The 20,031-nt window shown below is 46.5% G+C and carries 16 protein-coding genes; 4 read left to right on the forward strand and 12 right to left on the reverse strand.

The annotated features are described in order from the left end of the window. Positions 1 to 61: 61 nt before the first annotated feature. Positions 62 to 202 carry a DUF4025 domain-containing protein gene (locus OTK50_RS05320; protein WP_003153781.1) on the reverse strand — a complete coding sequence of 47 codons (141 nt, stop codon included), beginning with the start codon at positions 200 to 202 and terminating at the stop codon, positions 62 to 64. 65 nt (positions 203 to 267) lie between these two features. Continuing rightward, positions 268 to 471, reverse strand: coding sequence for a DUF6501 family protein (locus tag OTK50_RS05325; RefSeq protein ID WP_007407979.1), 204 nt, complete (start codon positions 469 to 471; stop codon positions 268 to 270). A gap of 183 nt (positions 472 to 654) precedes the next feature. On the opposite strand from OTK50_RS05325, the gene OTK50_RS05330 reads away from it, so the two are divergent. The 3 genes from OTK50_RS05330 to OTK50_RS05340 all read left to right on the forward strand — a co-directional run bounded on the left by OTK50_RS05330 (position 655) and on the right by OTK50_RS05340 (position 4,964). Next, positions 655 to 2,142 carry an aldehyde dehydrogenase family protein gene (locus OTK50_RS05330; protein ID WP_024085472.1) on the forward strand — a complete coding sequence of 496 codons (1,488 nt, stop codon included), beginning with the start codon at positions 655 to 657 and terminating at the stop codon, positions 2,140 to 2,142. A 96-nt stretch (positions 2,143 to 2,238) separates the two neighbouring features. Then, positions 2,239 to 4,122 (forward strand): prenyltransferase/squalene oxidase repeat-containing protein, encoded by a 1,884-nt coding sequence (locus tag OTK50_RS05335; protein ID WP_224223585.1) that lies wholly within the window; start codon positions 2,239 to 2,241, stop codon positions 4,120 to 4,122. Continuing rightward, positions 4,119 to 4,964, forward strand: coding sequence for a superoxide dismutase (locus OTK50_RS05340; RefSeq protein WP_007611962.1), 846 nt, complete (start codon positions 4,119 to 4,121; stop codon positions 4,962 to 4,964). The genes OTK50_RS05335 and OTK50_RS05340 overlap by 4 nt, the downstream gene beginning before the upstream one ends. 39 nt (positions 4,965 to 5,003) lie before the next feature. Here the strand turns inward: OTK50_RS05340 and OTK50_RS05345 are convergent, their stop codons facing one another. Next, positions 5,004 to 6,341 carry a sodium-dependent transporter gene (locus OTK50_RS05345; RefSeq protein ID WP_224223586.1) on the reverse strand — a complete coding sequence of 446 codons (1,338 nt, stop codon included), beginning with the start codon at positions 6,339 to 6,341 and terminating at the stop codon, positions 5,004 to 5,006. Positions 6,342 to 6,544: 203 nt separating this feature from the next. On the opposite strand from OTK50_RS05345, the gene OTK50_RS05350 reads away from it, so the two are divergent. After that, positions 6,545 to 7,516, forward strand: coding sequence for a bile acid:sodium symporter family transporter (locus tag OTK50_RS05350; RefSeq protein WP_130570899.1), 972 nt, complete (start codon positions 6,545 to 6,547; stop codon positions 7,514 to 7,516). A gap of 30 nt (positions 7,517 to 7,546) precedes the next feature. Here the strand turns inward: OTK50_RS05350 and OTK50_RS05355 are convergent, their stop codons facing one another. From OTK50_RS05355 to cdaS, 9 genes are all read right to left on the reverse strand, one after another. Continuing rightward, positions 7,547 to 8,293, reverse strand: coding sequence for an MBL fold metallo-hydrolase (locus tag OTK50_RS05355; protein ID WP_130570898.1), 747 nt, complete (start codon positions 8,291 to 8,293; stop codon positions 7,547 to 7,549). A gap of 73 nt (positions 8,294 to 8,366) precedes the next feature. Beyond that, positions 8,367 to 9,614 (reverse strand): 2-oxoglutarate dehydrogenase complex dihydrolipoyllysine-residue succinyltransferase, encoded by a 1,248-nt coding sequence (odhB, locus tag OTK50_RS05360; protein WP_003153764.1) that lies wholly within the window; start codon positions 9,612 to 9,614, stop codon positions 8,367 to 8,369. A gap of 15 nt (positions 9,615 to 9,629) precedes the next feature. Further along, positions 9,630 to 12,464 carry a 2-oxoglutarate dehydrogenase E1 component gene (sucA, locus tag OTK50_RS05365; protein ID WP_224223588.1) on the reverse strand — a complete coding sequence of 945 codons (2,835 nt, stop codon included), beginning with the start codon at positions 12,462 to 12,464 and terminating at the stop codon, positions 9,630 to 9,632. Positions 12,465 to 12,691: 227 nt separating this feature from the next. Next, positions 12,692 to 14,608, reverse strand: coding sequence for a vWA domain-containing protein (locus OTK50_RS05370; protein WP_044802214.1), 1,917 nt, complete (start codon positions 14,606 to 14,608; stop codon positions 12,692 to 12,694). Positions 14,609 to 14,618: 10 nt separating this feature from the next. After that, positions 14,619 to 15,509: an AAA family ATPase gene (locus tag OTK50_RS05375; RefSeq protein WP_003153758.1), complete on the reverse strand. Its 891-nt coding sequence runs from the start codon at positions 15,507 to 15,509 to the stop codon at positions 14,619 to 14,621. A gap of 77 nt (positions 15,510 to 15,586) precedes the next feature. Beyond that, positions 15,587 to 16,177, reverse strand: coding sequence for a superoxide dismutase family protein (locus OTK50_RS05380; protein WP_044802212.1), 591 nt, complete (start codon positions 16,175 to 16,177; stop codon positions 15,587 to 15,589). Between the two features lie 82 nt (positions 16,178 to 16,259). Continuing rightward, a complete protein-coding gene (locus tag OTK50_RS05385; RefSeq protein ID WP_224223589.1) occupies positions 16,260 to 17,495 on the reverse strand; it encodes a LysM peptidoglycan-binding domain-containing protein in 1,236 nt (411 codons plus the stop codon). 318 nt (positions 17,496 to 17,813) lie between these two features. Next, the gene (locus tag OTK50_RS05390; RefSeq protein WP_130570895.1) at positions 17,814 to 19,025 is read right to left on the reverse strand and encodes a macrolide family glycosyltransferase; all 1,212 of its coding nucleotides are present in this window, start codon (positions 19,023 to 19,025) and stop codon (positions 17,814 to 17,816) included. A 118-nt stretch (positions 19,026 to 19,143) separates the two neighbouring features. Next, positions 19,144 to 19,770, reverse strand: a complete 627-nt coding sequence (cdaS, locus tag OTK50_RS05395) for a sporulation-specific diadenylate cyclase CdaS (protein ID WP_224223590.1) — start codon at positions 19,768 to 19,770, stop codon at positions 19,144 to 19,146. Positions 19,771 to 20,031: the final 261 nt, after the last annotated feature.

Below are 20,031 nucleotides of genomic sequence, written 5' to 3' on the forward strand. Positions count from 1 at the left end.
CAGTTTTTTATTTCCGCCATAAAAAACCGCGGCTTCTTCAATGCCGCGGTTTAACAAAACATCAACGATCCGTATCTTCAATTGTTCCTTCTTTATAGGTATCTGAAATTTGTTCCATCGTCGTGTCGGTGCCTTCTTCAGGTTGCACTTGCTGAAGCTGATCTGATGTTTTATTTTGTTTGTCTTGCTCTGTTTTTTTCATTTTGCAGCCACCCTTTATATGTAGTCTTTTTTAGTATGGCTCAGGCAAAGTAAATTCATTCAGCTTTAAACTTCTTCAAAATACTCTTTGTAGAAGCCTCCGACTTTGTTTGTATTGTCTACAACAAAAATGAATTCTTCTGTTTCATTTTTGACTTCATACTCTTTACCCGGCGTCAGCACATTTTTGACAATGTATTTTTTCGCATCTGTATGTACGCATTTGACCTTTTTGACGCTTTCTTTTGTCTGCCAATTATTATGAATCATTTATAAAACTCCTTTTCTTAATCGATAAGCTTATTGTAGCCGTTTTTTCTTGTGAATTGCAATAACGGTTATCGATTGATTTTACCGGAGGTGTTATTATAAAATGACTGTATGCGCTTACTTCGCGCGGACATCAAGATGCTCAAAACAGACCATAAAAAAATTTCGGGAGGTTTGTTACGAATGAGTTCTTTAACGATGCAGATCACAAAAAGGCTGGAAACATTTTTACAGGGTACGAAGAAACTTTATATTGACGGAAAATTTGTTCCGAGCGCTTCAGGATCAACATTTGTCACACCGAATCCGGCAACCGGAGAAACGCTGATGACGCTTTACGAGGCACAGTCAGAAGACATTGACAGTGCAGTGAAAGCGGCACGCAAAGCCTTTGATCACGGCGAATGGCGCACTATGCCGGCCGCTTCCAGAAGCAGGCTGATGTATAAGCTTGCCGATTTAATGGAAGAGCACAAAACGGAACTCGCGCAGCTTGAAACACTTGATAACGGAAAACCGATTAATGAAACAACAAATGGGGATATCCCGCTCGCAATTGAGCATATGCGTTATTATGCCGGGTGGTCTACAAAGATAACCGGACAAACAATTCCGGTCGCCGGCTCATATTTTAATTACACCCGCCATGAGCCTGTCGGCGTCGTGGGACAGATCATCCCTTGGAACTTCCCGCTCCTTATGGCGATGTGGAAAATGGGCGCCGCCCTTGCCACAGGCTGCACAATCGTTTTGAAACCGGCGGAACAGACACCGCTGACCGCCCTCTATTTAGCGGAATTAATAGATCAGGCGGGCTTCCCTGACGGCGTCATCAATATTGTCCCAGGGTTCGGCGAGACGGCCGGGGAAGCGCTGACCAACCATGACGATGTCGATAAACTCGCTTTTACCGGTTCTACAGAAATCGGCAAAAAAATCATGGAAAAAGCCGCAAAAAAAATTAAACGCGTGACACTGGAGCTTGGCGGAAAGTCACCTAATATCATTTTGCCTGACGCCAATTTAAAGAAAGCCATTCCCGGCGCTTTAAACGGGGTCATGTTTAATCAGGGGCAGGTATGCTGCGCAGGCTCCCGTGTCTTCATTCACAAAGACAAATATGATGAGGTCGTCAGCGAAATGGTTTCATATGCGAAATCGCTTCAGCAAGGCGCCGGCCTTCACCAAGATACACAAATCGGCCCGCTCGTCAGTCAGGAACAGCATGAGCGCGTGCTTTCATATATTGAAAAAGGAAAAGCGGAAGGAGCCAAAGCTGTCGCGGGCGGCAGCTGCCCGTTTGAAGAAGGGTATTTTGTCTCCCCGACTGTATTTGCGGATGTGGATGACAGCATGACCATCGCAAAAGAAGAAATTTTCGGCCCTGTTTTAGCCGCCATTCCGTATGATACGGTAGATGAAGTCATTGAGCGGGCGAACCGCTCGGAATACGGACTTGCAGCCGGTCTTTGGACTGAGAATGTGAAAAACGCCCATTACATTGCTGACCGTCTCCAAGCCGGCACCGTTTGGGTCAACTGCTACAATGTTTTCGATGCTGCATCTCCTTTCGGCGGCTATAAGCAATCCGGCCTCGGGCGGGAAATGGGCTCTTACGCGCTGAATAATTATACAGAAGTGAAAAGCGTCTGGATCAATCTGGAAGATTAAATCAAACAAGAAACTGCTGCCTGTCAGCAGTTTCTTTCTTTTGTCATGCCGCCTTTTACATATGAATATATATGCTTCTGAAGGAGTTGAGCGAGTGTGAGCACAATTCATGAAAACGTCAGAAGCCGCCAAAAGAAAACCATCTCCCTATTAAGAGAAACGCAAAATGCGGACGGCTCATGGTCATTTTGTTTTGAAGGACCGATTTTGACAAACGCCTTTCTGATTCTCCTCCTCACTTCTCTTGGAGACAATGATAAAGAACTGATCGCTGAGCTTGCAGAAGGCATTCGCGCTAAACAGCGTCCGGACGGAACTTTTGCCAACTATCCTGATGACCGGAAAGGAAATGTGACCGCCACTGTACAGGGCTATGCCGGCTTGCTGGCTTCCGGTTTATATAGCCGTTCTGAGGCGCATATGATTCAGGCCGAACGCTTTATCATCTCAAATGGCGGCTTGCGCAACGTACACTTTATGACAAAGTGGATGCTTGCGGCAAACGGCCTTTATCCATGGCCCGCGCTGCATCTGCCATTATCTTTCTTAGTCATTCCCCCATCCTTCCCGCTGCATTTTTACCAGTTCAGTACATACGCCCGTATTCATTTTGTACCGATGGCCGTGACGCTTAACAAAAGATTTTCGCTGAAAAATCCCAATGTTCCGTCTCTCGCGCATTTAGATCGGCATATGACTAAAAATCCGTTGACATGGCTTCGTTCCGATCAGGATGAGAACAGAGACCTCTCTTCTCTTTTCGCGCACTGGAAGCGGCTTTTGCAGATTCCTGCCGCTTTTCACCAGCTCGGTCTGCGTACGGCCAAAACGTATATGCTTGACCGGATTGAGGAAGACGGCACATTATACAGCTATGCGAGCGCCACTATTTTTATGGTGTACGGCCTGCTCGCTCTCGGTGTATCGCGCCACTCCCCCGTTATCAGAAAAGCACTTGCCGGCACGAAAGCTTTGCTCACGTCTTGCGGCGATATACCGTACCTGGGAAATTCAACGTCGACCGTTTGGGATACGGCGCTTCTCAACTATGCGCTTATGAAAAGCGGCATCTCAGATAACGATCAGATGATAACCAGCGCCGCCCGGTTTCTGCGTGAACGGCAGCAGACGAAAGTCGCTGATTGGGCCGTTCACAACCCGCATGCTGAACCGGGAGGATGGGGTTTTTCAAACATTAATACAAATAATCCTGATTGTGATGACACAGCCGCAGTGCTCAAAGCCATTCCGCGAAAACTTTATCCCGCCTCATGGGAACGCGGACTGAGCTGGCTTTTGTCCATGCAAAACAGTGACGGCGGCTTCTCTGCTTTTGAGAAAAATGTCAATCATCCGCTGGTCCGCCTGCTGCCGCTGGAATCGGCTGAGGAAGCTGCCATCGATCCTTCAACAAGCGACTTAACCGGACGGGTGCTGCACTGTTTAGGAGAAGCGGGGCTTTCTTCTGATCACCCTCAGATTGAAAAAGCCGTCCAATGGCTGATCCGCCATCAAGAAGAGGACGGATCGTGGTACGGCAGATGGGGTGTCTGCTATATTTACGGCACATGGGCGGCGCTGACAGGGATGAAGGCTTGCGGCGTGAGCCAAAACCACCCGGCCGTGAAAAAAGCGATCCGCTGGCTGAAATCCATTCAAAACGAGGACGGAAGCTGGGGAGAATCCTGTAAAAGCGCAGAAGAGAAAACCTATGTTCCGCTTTCTTACGGGACGCTTGTACAGACGGCTTGGGCGGTCGAAGCTTTGCTGCAATACGAAAAAACTCATCATCAAGCCGTCACAAAAGGCATATCTTTTCTTATTGAAAACCGGCATTACGAAGGCGCCGCTTTCAGCTATCCGACCGGAATCGGCCTGCCGAAGCAGTTTTACATCAGGTATCACAGCTACCCGTATGTGTTTTCTTTGCTTGCGCTCAGCACTTTTATGAAAGTGAGTGAAAAGGAGGAAGAAAAATGAAACGGCACGCTTATCAAACCGAGATGCTGAATTGGTGTGAAACCTTGAAGGAACAAGTCATTCAGCAAGGCCGGTTCGATCGCTTCGCGGCACAAATCGACCGGATTTTTCACACCCTTCAGGATGATGGATTAACGGAGGCGGAATGGTACGAACAGGCATCGGCACTTTACCGGGACATTACTGAACCCGAAGAGCCGGATGAGCGCAGAGCTTATGTGCCGATCGGCAAGCATGTCCTCCCTAAACTGCCTTACAGTTATTCCGCACTGGAACCGTATATTTCAAGAGAGATTATGAAACTCCACCATACCAAACACCATCAGAGCTATGTTGACGGTCTGAATAAAGCAGAACTGGAGCTCAAAAAAGCGAGACAGACGAAACAGTACGACTTAGTGGCGCATTGGGAGCGGCAATTGGCGTTTCACGGCGCGGGCCATTATTTGCACAGTATTTTCTGGTTTTCGATGAATCCAAACGGAAAAAGACGGCCGACGGGTGCGCTCTTTCAAATGATTGATGTGTCATTCGGAAGCTATTCCGCTTTTAAAGAGCAATTTTCTCAAGCGGCGAAAAAAGTCGAAGGAGTCGGCTGGGCTATCCTAGTCTGGGCGCCGCGCGCCGGACGGCTGGAGATTTTGGCCGCTGAGAAGCATCAGCTCTACAGCCAGTGGGACGTCATTCCTTTGCTTCCGCTGGATGTGTGGGAACACGCTTATTATTTACAATATAAAAACGACCGCGCGGCTTACGTGGATCAATGGTGGAATGTCGTTGATTGGCGGGAGGCGGAGAAACGGTTCGAACAAGCGCACCGCGTGATATGGCCGCTTTATTAAAAAAGCCCCCGTCTTGAACGGGGGCCTGCTTCTTTTGGCTTAAAAAATACCAAGCACGTGCAGAAAAACGATAATAATGGCTACAGGAGCCACATAACGGATTAATAGGAGCCAGACTGCAAACCATTTTCGTTTTATACCGGAACCGCTTTTCAGTTCGTCAAACAGCATCTGTTTCGGAATTTTCAGCGGTACGAAAACGGCAATTAAAAGCGCGCCCAGCGGCATTAAGACATTGCTGACCAGAAAATCCGCAGCGTCAAAAATACTGCGGTGAAAAATAGAAATATCACTCAAAATTCCGTACGACAGCGCCGAAGGGACCCCGACAATAAATATAGCAAGTCCCCCGATCCATGCATACCGCTTCCGTTTTGCCGAATCGCCTTTTGACAAAACAGCAACTAAAATTTCAAGCATTGAAAAAGCCGATGTCAGCGTCGCAAATAAAAACAGCAGCAAAAAGGCGAGTAAAAACACGATGCCCAACGGCATTTGGTTAAAGACGGTCGGCAGCACGTTAAATAAAAGCTGCGGGCCTTGATCCGGCTTGAGGCCGAATGCAAACACCGCCGGAAAAATCGCCACTCCCGCCATCACGGCAACAAGGACATTTAATACCGTCACCGACACGGCGGATTGAAGAATATTTTCTTCTTTTTCTAAATATGCGCTGTATGTAACCATTACGGACACTCCGACGCTTAACGAGAAAAATGATTGTCCCATCGCATATAAAATGGTATTAGCATCCATCGCGCCAAAATCAGGCATGAAGAAGAATTTTAATCCCTTCGCTGCATCATGCAGCGTAACGGAGCGGATCATTAAAAGAATAAACAGAATAAACAGAGCCGGCATCAGCACCTGGCTTACCTTTTCGATTCCGCTGCTCACCCCTTTTGCCACAACTAAAATCGTCAGCACGATAAACAGCAGCTGGCCGAAAACGGCTGCATAAGGATTTGAAATGGTGTCGATAAATAACGTATCAAATCCCGAAGAAAGCGATAAGCCGCCTGTAAAGCCTTTTATAATGTAGATTAATATCCATCCCCCCACTACGCTGTAGAAGGATAATAGAATAAAACACGTAATGATTCCGAGATATCCGATCCAGTGCCACTTTTTCCCCGGCGCGAGCGCCTTATAGGATTCAACGGCGTTTTTTTGTGTTTTTCTGCCGATAATAAATTCAGCAAGCAAAAGCGGCAGTCCGATTAAAACAGTAAATAAAATAAAAACAAGCAGAAAAGCGCCGCCTCCGCTGGTTCCCGCTACGTAAGGGAACTTCCATATTGCGCCGAGCCCGATTGCAGAGCCGGCCGTAGCTAAAATAAATCCCAGCTTAGATGACCATTGATTAGCTTCTTTCACTTCAGCACTCCCAATTCATTTCAGTATAAAAATCAATTGTAAGAATATATGTCTGAATAGTCAAGAAGATGTTAGTTTACATAATAATTTTATTGAAAACTTATATTTAATATTGAATTATTCAGAAAATTATTTATAATGGAATACAGAAAAGTCAGTCATATTTTCTGACTGATTGATTGAATGTAAAAGGAGCTGTGTTTATGGAATGGCTGAAAAAAATAAGCGGGTTTGCAGGCCAAACCTTTGGCTTGTGGGTTATCGTCTTTGCCGGTTTAGGATTCGCCTGCCCTGATTTGTTTTCTTGGATCAGTTCTTATATGACGATTTTCCTTGGTATTATTATGTTTGGGATGGGGCTTACTCTTCAAGCAGACGATTTTAAAGAATTAATCAGAAAGCCTTGGCATGTGGTGATCGGAGTCGCTTGCCAGTTTACGATTATGCCGCTTACGGCTTTCTGTTTATCAATCGGGCTCCGCCTCCCCGCAGAAATCGCCGCGGGCGTCATTCTGGTCGGATGCTGTCCGGGCGGTACGGCATCAAACGTCATGACGTTTTTGGCGAAAGGCAATACGGCGCTTTCTGTTGCGGTCACCACGATCTCAACATTGCTTGCTCCTATTGTAACGCCGGCACTTATTATGCTGTTTGCGAAAGAGTGGCTCCCCGTTTCTTTCGGTTCACTGTTTGTTTCCGTTATGCAAGCCGTACTTTTGCCGATCGTTCTCGGGGTGATTGTGAAGCTGTTCTTCAAAAAACAGGTCGGACAAGCCGTGCACGCGCTTCCTCTCGTGTCGGTAATCGGCATCGTAGCGATTGTATCCTCTGTCGTCAGCGTAAATCGTGAGCATTTGCTTCAATCAGGACTGCTGATTGTGTCTGTCGTCATCTTACATAACGGAATCGGATATTTGTTAGGATTCCTGACTGCAAAGCTGTTCAAAATGGATTATGCTTCACAAAAAGCGATTGCGATCGAAGTCGGAATGCAAAACTCCGGACTGGGTGCAGCGCTTGCGACAGCGCATTTCTCCCCTTTGTCAGCCGTGCCGAGCGCAATTTTCAGCATATGGCACAATCTGTCGGGGTCTGTTCTTGCCACCTACTGGTCTAAGAAAAAAGAGAAAAACAGCACCGAAGAAGAAGAAACGGCAAAGATTCCGTTTTCATAACTGAACAAGGATAGGATAGGCTGGCCGCTCCTATCCTTTTTTATTCTGCAGATCACGAAACAGACGCAAAAGCGCTTTTTTCACATCCCCCTGAAATAGACCTCCATGATAACAAATCAATTGGCGGATATCGTAATCGAGCAGCCGCCGCACAGAACGGACCGCATCATCCATATGTAACGTATAGCTAGGATTAGCAAGGTTCAGCTTTCCGTCTTCAATGACGACCGCATCACCTGTGACCATAGTTTTTTCGGCAGGCAGATAAAGACTGATATGGCCGGGTGTATGACCCGGCGTGGCTACAACGCGAATGCCTCCGCACCAAGGCAGCAGCTCGCCGTCAGTAACTGTCCGGTGAACTGGAGCCGATTCGACTGATTGAAGCGAGCGGATGAACTGTTTTGCATAAGGCTTTGCATCCTCTGACAATGAACAAAACGTTGATTCAGCCTGCTCAAGCCGTAAAGATTTTTTAGAGCCGTCAATATACGGCGCTTCACGCTCATGTACTGTCACGCTGATATCCGGATGCAAACGGTGTAATGCAGCGAGTGAGCCGATATGGTCTATGTCGTGATGCGTTACAATGATTTTTGTCAATGAATGAAGCGACATACCATGCCGGGCAGCAGCGTGTTGAAGATGGTTTGTAAAACCGGGATATCCGCAGTCTATTAATATCGTGTCATGTTCGTCTTGCAGAAGAACCGGAGTGATAGAATGCAATTCTTCATTATATTCAAATTCGATCTCAAGCGGATAACAGCTTTTCATATACATTCTCCCCTTCTCTCAATAAAAAAAGTACACTGCTTGTAAGGGCAGTGTACTTTTTGTCTGTCTCAAATTATCCTTCCAGCAACAGCTGTTCCGGATCTTCAAGCAGGTTTTTAATGGTGACAAGGAATCCGACCGCTTCTTTACCATCTACGATTCTGTGATCGTATGATAAAGCGATGTACATCATCGGACGGTTTTCAGAGCGCTCCGCATCAATCGCTACTGGGCGCAGCTGAATTTTGTGCATACCTAAGATCCCAACCTGAGGGCTGTTTAGGATCGGTGTTGACATAAGCGATCCGAATGTACCTCCGTTTGTGATCGTGAAGGAGCCTCCTTGCAGCTCACCTAATGTTAATTTATTGTTTCGCGCTTTTTTCGCAAGTTCGCCGATCTCTCTTTCAATGCCGGCAAACGTCAGGCGGTCAGCGTCACGCACGACTGGGACGACAAGCCCTTCTTCAGCCGCGACAGCGATACCGATGTCATAGAATTTTTTCACGATCAGCTCATCGCCTTGAATTTCAGCGTTAAGGAGCGGGAATTTTTTCAATGCTGCCACGACGGCTTTTGTAAAGAACGACATGAAACCGAGTTTTACATCGTTTTGCTCAAGGAATTGGTCTTTGCGGCGTTTTCTTAGATTCATAACGGCCGTCATGTCAACTTCGTTAAATGTAGTCAGCATCGCAGAAGTCTGCTGCACTTCAACCAATCGTTTCGCGATCGTCTGTCTGCGGCGGGACATTTTTTGCACTTCGACAGGTTTGTCAAAGCTTTGCTGTGTTTTTTGAGCCTGCTGTTTCGGCTGTGCCGCAGGTTTTGAAGCCGGTTTTTCATAAGCTTCCACATCTTGTTTGCGCACGCGGCCGAGCGGGTCTCCCGTCGGAATTTGTGATAGATCAATTCCTTTTTCCCTTGCCAGCTTGCGTGCAGCCGGAGACGCTACCGTTCTGGATTTCGCTTCTGATTGTGCTTCCTGGCTGACTTCTTGTGCAGCAGGTTCAGCTTTTGCTTCCTCTTTCGTTTGTTCATTGGCTGGAGCACTTTCTGAAGGGGCGGGTGCAGAACTTTCGCCAGCGCCTTCTGTAATGGTACCGATAATTTCTCCTACTTGGACGGTATCACCCGAATCTTTCAATACCTCTTTTAGAACACCCGATTCTTCTGCTGTCAATTCAACATTTACTTTGTCCGTCTCCAGTTCAAGCAAGTACTCACCCTGTTCTACATAATCACCGGGCTGCTTTAACCATTGGGCTATCGTTCCTTCTGAGATTGATTCTGCTAATTCAGGTACCTTAATTTCCGCCATTTTTTCATTTCCCCCTTAGTTTTTGCGAGTCAAGCTATCAGATACAATGCGTTCCTGTTCTTTTTTGTGGACTGTCGGATCTCCTTCTGCGGGACTGGATCGTCTTCTTCGGCCGATGTATTGGACATTTACTCCTTTTGGCGCGATTTCCGTCAGATACGGGCTGATATAACTCCATGCCCCCATGTTCTGCGGCTCTTCCTGAACCCAAACGATCTCTTGCAGGTTCGGCAGTTTGGCGAAAAGCTCCTTCGTATCTTTTGCCGGGAACGGATACAGCTGTTCGATTCTGGCAATATGAAGCCAATCCTTATCGCCTTCCATTTTGTTGAAGTGATCGCTGATATCAATTGACACTTTTCCGCTTGATAATACGACGCGAGTCACTTTTTCGTAAGCATGGGAAAGACCGGACTGCTCATAGACAGGCTTGAATCTGCTTTCGCTCAGTTCCTGCACTTCAGATACCGTATTCGGGTTGCGCAGCAGGCTCTTCGGCGTCATGATCACAAGCGGGCGGATTTCCTCACGAAGCAGCATTTTCGCTTGTCTTCTTAAAATATGGAAATACTGAGCCGCACTTGTCAGGTTGGCCACCGTCCAGTTGTTTTCCGCCGCCAGCTGCAGGAACCGCTCGACGCGGCCGCTGGAGTGTTCAGGGCCCTGCCCTTCGTAACCGTGAGGCAGCAGCATGACCAGTCCTGATTTTTGTCCCCATTTTGCCCGTCCTGCAGATATGAATTGATCAAAATAGACTTGAGCCGCATTGGCAAAGTCCCCGTATTGCGCCTCCCACATCACGAGCGTTTCAGGCGAATACACGTTGTATCCATATTCAAAGCCGAGAACCGATCCTTCAGAGAGCGGGCTGTTATGCACCGTAAATGAAGCAGCGCAGTCGTCTAAGTGATGGAGGGCAACAAATTCTTCTCCTGTTTCGCTGTCATGCAGCACAAGGTTTCTTTGAGCGAACGTTCCGCGCTCTGAATCCTGTCCGGTCAGCCGGATCGGCGTGCCGTCTTTCAAAATGGAAGCAAACGCAAGCGATTCAGCCAATGACCATTCAACTTTACGGTCATCATCAAACGCTTTTGCACGTCTTTCCAGGATTCTTTTCAGCTTGCCGAACACGTTAAAAGATTCCGGCCAGTTGATAAGTTCGCCGTTCAGCTTGCGGAGAACATCAAAGTCAATGGCTGTGTCAACGTCTGGAAAACCGTTGGACACTGGTTCCGGCAATTCAATTTCCCGTACGGCGTCTTCTTTTTTGGCGGGCACCTTTTTATAGGCGTCTTCAATTCGTTTTGTCACTGCCGTTTCGATGTTTTGCGCTTTTTCCTCGCTGATCAGACCTTCACTTACGAGTTTTTCCGCAAAGATCCGCTTGACAGTCGGGTGTTTTCTGACGGCGTCATACAGCATCGGCTGTGTCGTTGACGGCTCATCCATTTCATTGTGGCCGTACCGTCTGTACCCGATTAAATCGATTAAGAAATCTTTATTGAACCGCTTCCGGTATTCAACCGCAAATTTAACGGCTGACAGGCATGCTTCCGGATCATCCGCGTTGACGTGAACGATCGGAATTTCATAGCCCTTCGCCAAATCACTGGCATATTTCGTGGATCGTGATTCATCGCTTTCAGTTGTAAAGCCGATCATATTATTGGCGATGATATGAATGGCCCCGCCGACCTGATAGCCTTTCAGAGAGCTTAAGTTCAGCGTCTCGGCGACAATGCCTTCTCCCGGAAACGCTGCGTCACCGTGAATTAAAATGGCGAGCGATTTTGTTTCGTCTTGAACCGGGTACCCCTTTTGCGTTCTTGTTTCCTGTGCCGCCCGCGTGCTTCCTTCAACAATCGGATTGATGAATTCCAAGTGGCTCGGGTTATTTGCAAGCGTAATCCGCGCGCTTTTGGTTTCAGCATCCTGAAGCTGTCTGTCTGCACCGAGGTGATATTTTACATCGCCCGTCCAGCCGTAGCTGATGCCGGTCGATCCTTCAGACGGCACAAGGTCTTTATTCGGCGCGTGCTGGAATTCTGAGAAAATAATCTCATACGGTTTGCCGAGCACATGCGCAAGCACATTTAAACGGCCTCTGTGCGCCATCCCGATATTGACATTGGTTGTGCCCGATTTCACAGACTGGGCGATAATGTCGTCAAGAACCGGCACAAGCGCGTCTAACCCCTCAATTGAGAAACGCTTCTGACCGACGAATGTCCGGTGTAAAAATTGTTCAAATCCTTCTACTTCCGTCAGTCTTTCTAAAACGGCTGACAGTTTTTCCGGTGAATTTTTCCGGAACAGTTCTCCGGATTCGACCATTTTTGTAATCCATGCGCGCTCTTCGAAATCATGCACATGGTCAAACTCGAAGGAGATGGTTCTTTTATAGGTATTGCGTAAATGCTGGATGGCTTCTAAGCCGTTTGTTATATTGGCAGGTGCGTCTTTACAGATGACAGACGCGGGTATTGCTTTCATTTCTTCTTCTGTAAGCCCATACTCGGATAACGGAAAGAGCTCGCTCTTTTTCGGATCCTTTCTGAGCGGATTGACGGAAGCGTTCAGATGGCCATAGGTTCGAATATCTTCTGCAAGTTTAACTGCTGCTGCGATCTTTTGAATCAGATCTGCGGTGACGCGTCCCTGTTCCTTTGTTCCCGATGCCTCTTTTATTTGGCTTGGCGGAGCGCCGAGTTCGTCAAACATGTCTTTCAGATCCGGATCAATGCTGTCTGGATCTTCAGCATATTGGTCGTACAGCTCCAGTGCATAGCCGAGGTTCGGTCCGTAAAAATCTTCCCAATTCATTCTTTGTTTCATATTATTTTGAAACATTTGAATATTACCCCCAACCTAGATAATCAAGTGATCAATTCACTATCTTGAAATAACTTTTGAACGCTGTGCCCAAAATTATGTAATAAAAACGCTTCCAAGGATATTTTACCACTGATTGCGTTTGGATTCTACCTTGATTGTTCACAAAATAGTAAAAAAAACAGATCAATACCGAAAAAATTAAATCATTTTAAAATAAAAAGCGAAAAAGCATAGGAAAAAGCCTATCCTATGCTTTTATGAAGCAGTTTTTTCAAGAGCGGATACAGCACATCGGGCAGCTGATCGACATCCGGAACAAAAATACTGTACTTTCCGTACATATCCTGAATGGTTTTCATCTGTGATTCTTCTATCGCAGTATTGGACAGAAAAACATTTATGACTTCTATCCCTTTTTTTCTCGCTTCGATGACAGCCTCGCTCGTATCGACGATGCCGTTTTGTTCGTATCCGAATGCTGCCGGCTCTCCGTCTGAAAACACGATTAAAAATTTTTGCGCCTCACTCCGCCTCATCAGCTGTTTCGTCATTTGTCTGATGGCGTATCCGTCTCTGTTATCTTCTTCAGGCGCAAGCTGCATGATCAGCGGACCCGCCGCCTGCAGCAGCGACTCTTCAAACGGAATGACGGTATTGAAGAAATTCGGCTGGCTCGTTTCGGTCGCTTCGTTCGTATCCTCCCAAAATCCGACGATCTGGTGCGGTACGGACACTGATTTCAAGGCTTCATGAAAAAGAACGATCCCTCTTTTGGTTTCATCCATTTTGTCGAACATGCTGGCCGAACAATCGACAAGCAATGTAAAAACGGCGTCAATGTCTGAAGACGGGTCCTGCTTTTTATAGAAAAGGCGCGGGTTCCGCTCCGTAAAATAGCGGATCAGTTTGCGATTCAGCCGGCCTGCGTGAAGGTCGGTCCGCGGGAGCGTTTTTTTGTGCTCAAGTGTTTTTTGTATCATCTGCTTCAGGCGTTTTTGATATGATTCTATCGTTTTTGCCTGTTCTTTATAAGACTGCTCCTCTTCAGGAGACGCTTTATGAGGCGTTTGATAAACCGGGAAGGCAAATTTGTTTTCTTTTCCGTCAGCCAGCCCAGCGCCCTCATGTTCATCCTGAATGGATTCAAGCGCTTCCAGTTTGGAGTAATCCTCTCTTTTCGTCTGACGTGCGGAACCTTGAACGGAGCCGAGCGCCTGGTCACCGTCATCGCCTTCTCTGGCCGCGTCTTTCCCAAGATCTGATTTCGCGCCGTGCTCAATATCAAATTGAAGGAAACTTTTTGACGGCGCTTCGGTTTCCCGGTGCCACGTATTCATTTTCTCTTCAAGGATTTCTTCATCTCCGTCGGAAGACTCAGGGAGCGTGAGATCGTCACTTAACGAAGGCGCTTTTTTTACGCTTTCGAATAAAGGCTCTTCAGCCGCTTTTTCGTAATCAAGTTCCGGCAGAAAAAAGTACGTGTTCAGCATATCTTTCTCAAGCACTTCATCAAGGCCTTCCATGAGGTCTTCCGTTATTCTTGCAATTTGTTCCGTAGAATCCGCCTCATACACCCGAATGAGCTGACGTTCAATATACGGTATCATCATATCAATATGTTCATGCATGGAAGGAATGCCTTCAAGCGGAGACTCAGCCGTCAGCTTGACAAACATCGCGCAATACAAAGCGTCGGTGAAAATGCTCCGTTCTAAATTCAATGTCAGCTGCGTCGTGAAATATTTCCTGTACATCTCCCTCCGCTTCTGAAAAACACGTTTCGTTCCCGGCCGTTCTTTTTTGATCAGCTCTTCAATTCTGATATCCTCAAGCAGCATAAACAGCTGCTTGGCAAAGCTTTGGCGGGTAAAGTGCCGGTGAACGTCATTTAAAAACCCCGCAAATTCCCGAAATGAGCTGCTGCGTGTTCCGACAGCGCGCAAATAGACATCACTTTTCAGGCCGGCTTCCATATCCCCGGCTGATCGGTCTTTCCAAAAGTGGCTCATGTAAATTTTCTTTTCAAAGGGATTGTAGTAAGACTGCACGCCATATTCCACTTCAACTTCACTGCTTCTGGTCAGTGTTTTGGCCAGGTCAGTCAGCATCATGAACAAAAACGAATCAATCGTGCTGTCATTAAATTTGATAAACTTCATTGTATGTCCCTCATTCGAACAGCGTTTCTGCAATATTTCTGACAGCGGCTTTTTCCCTGTCGTCGTCAAGTTTTTCCACGATGCCTCTTTCAATCGCCCGTTTCGGCGGGATGTACGCAGCCAAGTCGCACGTATCAATGAGAGCCCTGATGGACGCCGCTTCTTCTGACACTTGTCCGTTATGCGCTTGTGCGATTAAATCAGAAGACAGCGTCATAAAACGCTCAATTAATTTCTCATCTTTTAAGACAGACTGAGAGGTCAGCACCTGTTTCAGAAGGCTTCCTTTAATATACGGAACATCAATGATGACAAAACGGTTTTTAAGGGCTTCGTTCAGCGGAACGGTGCCGACATAGCCTTCATTAATCGCGGCGATAACACCGAATCCTTCGCTTGCCTTAATCACTTCTCCTGTAAAGGGATTTGTCATCATTTTTCTGTAATCAAGCACGCCGTTTAGAATCGGAAGGGTTTCAGGCTTTGCCATATTGATTTCGTCAATGTATAAAAAATGTCCTTCGTTCATTGCGGTTGTTACAGGTCCGGGAACGAATTCAATTGTCGCCTGTCCCTGTTCATTTTCAATCGTTTTATAGCCGACAAGCGCTTCTGCATCGAGGTCTACGGAGCAGTTGACGCTGTGCATCGGTTTATGAAAATAATTCGAAAGCGTTTCCGCCAATTTTGTTTTCCCTGAACCCGTCGGTCCTTTTAATAAGATATTTTTTCCCATTGTCAAAGCGATGACGGCATCGAATACAATCGCTTTATCTTCGGCTTCATAGCCTGATGATCCGATTAAATCCCGGAATTCTTGGGAAACGGGATGATTTTGATAAGCCTGCAGTTTGTTTTGTATATCTTCCGGAAGTGATAGGTGCTGTAATTCTGAAGTCATAGGTGATGTTTCCTTTCCATTTGTATTCCATAACCGAGTATACTAAAAAAGCCCTTGTATACTCAATACAAAAGGGCTCATTCCCTGCGGGCGCTTTTTGTCAGGGGAGCGCAGGCGAGTCTGGCTCCGGAATTTCCGCTCGGGTTTGTCAAATAATCGTCCGTATGTTCATGAATGACGAACGCACTTCCGTCCCGGTCGAGCAGGCTGAGTCTGCTCCCTTCTTTTAATGAAGTTTGCGGCGCGTTCATAATGACATCCACTTTACCGTCAGCCCCCACTTCAAGATTAGGGAGATCCCCGGCGTGATGACCCATCGGATTGTTGAAGCCGTGTTCTTTGTTCAAAGGGTTGAACGGTCCCCCGGCTGATTCGAAATCAGGTGCCTGACAAGTCCCTTTTTCATAAATATGAAATCCGAGAGAAGTGCCGGGCGGCAGATGCCCCGCTGATATATGAATGTCTGACCCTTCATCATCAGATTCCCTCACTTCAATATATCCGATCGTTTTTCCTTTTTGATTGATGAGTCCGGCATGCTCACGGTATGCAGATGCTTCCAATGCGCGGCTTTCCCCATGTTTTTTGGGCGGAACAGGAGCGGGTCTCCCCCCGCAGCCGCAAAGCGTAATTGATGCGAGCATGAGAAAAAGCAAGAGACGATTCATGCTTCCTCCCCCTTGTTTTTTTACCCATCAGTCTTGTCAAAACGTGAAAATGGTAAACAAAAAAAGCCCCGAAAGGCTTTTTTTAAAAATAACTGCGCGCTCCTAAATACGCTTTTTTCCAATATGGGTTGCTTAAGTTTGAAATTTCAACCCCGGAGGAGCTTGCGTGAATAAAATTTCCTCCGCCTAAATACATTCCCATATGAGAAGGACCCGCTTTATATGTCGTAAAGAAGACAAAGTCGCCTGCTGACGGCTGGCTGATATGTTTCATCGTATTCCAATATCCGGCCGTGCTCAGACGGGAAACAGAGCTTACCTTATTTAAAAGGTAATAGATGTAACCGCTGCAATCGAAGCCCGCAGGCGTATTGCCTCCCCAGCGGTAAGGAACGCCGACATGTTTTTTCGCCTCTCCTATCATTCTGTCAATCTTTGACCCTGTCACCGGAGGTTCGGGAGTATTCGGCTTGTTTGGCTTTGTCGGTTTGTTATCCGGCTGCCGCACAGGATCTTCTGTTTTTCCTGTTCCGTTAATCACCAGAACTTGTCCGATTTGAAGCACATCAGTTGTCAATTTATTTTTTTCTCTGATGAGCTGAGCGGTGATGCCGAACCGATTAGCAATTTTCCAGAGGGAATCGCCTGCTTTTACTTTGTAAGTGGATGGCTTCTCAGAAGGGTTTGAATGAGATGGCGGTGTTTTGCCGCTGTTTCCGTTATGTGAAGAACCTTTGATCTTTAACACTTGATTCGGATACAGCATGTCTGATGTTAATTGATTCAGCTTTTTCAGTTCGGCGATGGTGATGCCGGTTTGATTGGCAATTTTCCACAGCGAGTCACCCGGCTTCACAGTGTAAGTCCCTGATGCGCCTTTATCAGGCTTTGTCTGTCTGCCGCCTCCGTCCGTGCCGCCGGCAGACCCTTTAATTTTCAGTTTTTGGCCCGGATAGATGACATCTGAACTCAAACGGTTCAGGCTTCTCAGCTCAGAAACGCTCATTTTGTATTTTTTTGCGATCACCCATAATGAGTCTCCGTATGTAACTGTGTAAGCACCTGTGCTTCGTTTTCCCTTTTGTCCGGTTTTGCCGCTGCCGTCGGGAATGTGCAGCCGCTGTCCTGGGTGGAGTATCGTTGATTTCAGTTTGTTTTCCGCCTGCAGGGCTGAAATACTTGTATGATATTGCCGGGAAAGCTTCCAAAGAGAGTCGCCGCTTTTTACTTGAATGGTTTTTGCTTCAGCGGGATGCACGGCGAAGGTTGAAGTCATTACAGCAGATACAGCCAGACCGGCTGCGATTTTTTTCTTCATATAACGAAAAACCTCCTATTTATCATTGCTGAAAGGGACGTTCCTTTTCTTTGGACGCCGCCTGTTATGCAGGATTCATTCAGAAGTCGACATTAATTCCGATTCATTTGGCCTTAGATCATCACCAATGCCACACATTTTACATAAATTGAGAACTTTTCACAAAAGACTTTGGAATCATTTTCATAACATGGCTTTTTTCCGCGACATTCCACCTTTCTTGTCTGTTTTTCATACAATTCTCTTTACGGCGTGAAAAATCCTCCCGAAAAACAATCAAAAAAAGCCCGCTTCCTTTAGGAAGCGGGTGACGGCTGATTACAGAACCCGGGTCTCGGCAGTTTTCACGTCTTCTGCTATCAATTCCGCTGCACGCTGTGCTCCGCCGGCCGCTTTCAGGGATTCTCCGATTTCAGAAGCTTTTGTCCGATATTCAGGATTTTCGCTCAATTCTTTTATTGCTTCAGTGAGCAGTTCCGCTGTTACATCTTCTTTTTTAAACATCTTGCCCGCGCCCGTGTTTTCCACTTGGCTTCCGACAGCGAACTGATCTGCGCCCATCGGAATGACGATCATCGGGGTTTTGTAGTAAAGCCCTTCGCTCGTACTGTTCATTCCGCCGTGAGTGATAAATAAGTCCGCTCTCTTCAGGATCTCAAGCTGCGGAACATAAGGCTTGACAATGACATTCTCAGGAATTTCATCAAGCTCCGCCGGATCAAGATGTTTGCCGATTGACATGACGGCTTTTCCGTTAAAGTTTCTGACCGCTTTTAAGCATTTATTAAACAATTCCTTCTGATTGTTAAAAATCGTGCCCATGGAAATAAACAGGACGTTTTCTCCTTCAAGCTGTTCAAACGGGAAATCTTGAGCCGCCGCTCTTTCGGTAATGGACGGGCCGACAAAGAGATAAGAATCGCCAAACTCTTCTTCTTTCGGCTGAAACGCTCTTGAAGTAAATACGATGGTTTTTCTGCCGTCATTTGAGAAAATATCATACGGCGTTTTAATGTCTGCGCTGAATTCTTCATTGAGCCGGCTGACCGCTTCGGTATAAGCCGGATAATGAGATGATTCCTCTGAAACAAGGTTTGTATTTGAAAACACTTCTTTAATAAATGCTTCATTCATTGCAAATGTCGTACAAAGTGAATATGCCGGCAGTTTCAGCTGGTTTCTCACGAGCCTTCCTGCCAGAAAATGATGATCATACAGGATGTAGTCGTAGGATTCATCTTTTACTTCCTCAAGAATACGGAGTGCGGCTTTTTTGGAAGTCTCAATCATTAATAGCAAAAACTCGGTAGCGTCCCGCTGTTCATCACCCGTTGCGTTTTTTCCGAATTCATCTTTTCGGAAATCTTCATATTCACGGAATTCCGCTCCGCTTGACGCGATTTTGTTCTCATATTCCTTCACGCCGTAATATACGACATGTTCCCCTTTTGCCTTCAGTTCTTTTACGACGCCTAAAGACGGATTGATATGGCCTTCTCCCGGAAAGCCGATCATCAATACATTTGCCATCTTTCCACTCCCTATTCTTTTAAATTTTATGTATATTTAAACGATAACATCAATACAGAAAAAGGTAAAGATGTTCACCTTATTAATATTAAATGGGTACAATATTCCCATTTTCTTATTATTTCGCATGAAGCGCCCGCGGAGAAACAAGCGGATACAGTCCGCCGTCTTTAGCAAAGGACATTTTTCCCGTTTCTTCTGAAACAACGAGCACGAGTGCATCAGTCACGGCCGAAAGTCCCATTGCGGCCCTGTGGCGCGTCCCGTATTTGAGATCGACATGTTTTGTTGTGAGCGGAAGCACATTGGCTGCTGATACAACCCGGTTTTCTCTGACCAATATGGCTCCGTCATGAAGCGGATTGCCGGGATAAAAAATACTCTCAATTAAAGCTGCACTGATCTCGGCATGCAGGCTGGTCCCTTTTTGTATTATTCCGTCCAGCGGATCTGCACGTTCGATCACAATCAGCGCTCCGTGCTTTTCTTCAGCCAGATGCTGCACGGCCCTCGCCAGCTCTGTATAGGAAGGCGTAAAATGTTCGATATATGTCTGCAGGTAAAACGACGAAGCGACAGCCTGCATTTCCTGAAACGTATGTCCCAGTTCATCTAATTCGCAAAGAAGGCATTGGTCTTTTTCATCCAATGTCCGCAGTATCATTCCGGCATCCTCTGTAATTTGTTTCAAATACGTTTGAACGGCAGCGGTAAACGCGCTTTCCGTCATTTGAGTGTGGCGCATGTCACATCAGCTCCTTTCCCTTATTTTCTGCATCGCGCGCATGGATATGCGCCGCTGTGTGCACCATAATCATGAAAGGAGGCGCACATCATATGGAATTCGCACGGCTGATGCAATATATCTGCACCTTTTTAGGGGTCATTTCACTTTCATTCATTTATGCCAAGATGTTTAAAAAGCCGAAACCGGATAAAAAAGAGTAGGCCGGCTTTCATTGCTTTTTATACATAAAATGTTATAATTTCTCTCGTTAAAATAAAG

It is taken from the genome of Bacillus sp. NEAU-CP5, assembly GCF_026420705.1.
In the GTDB taxonomy this organism is placed as follows: domain Bacteria; phylum Bacillota; class Bacilli; order Bacillales; family Bacillaceae; genus Bacillus; species Bacillus velezensis.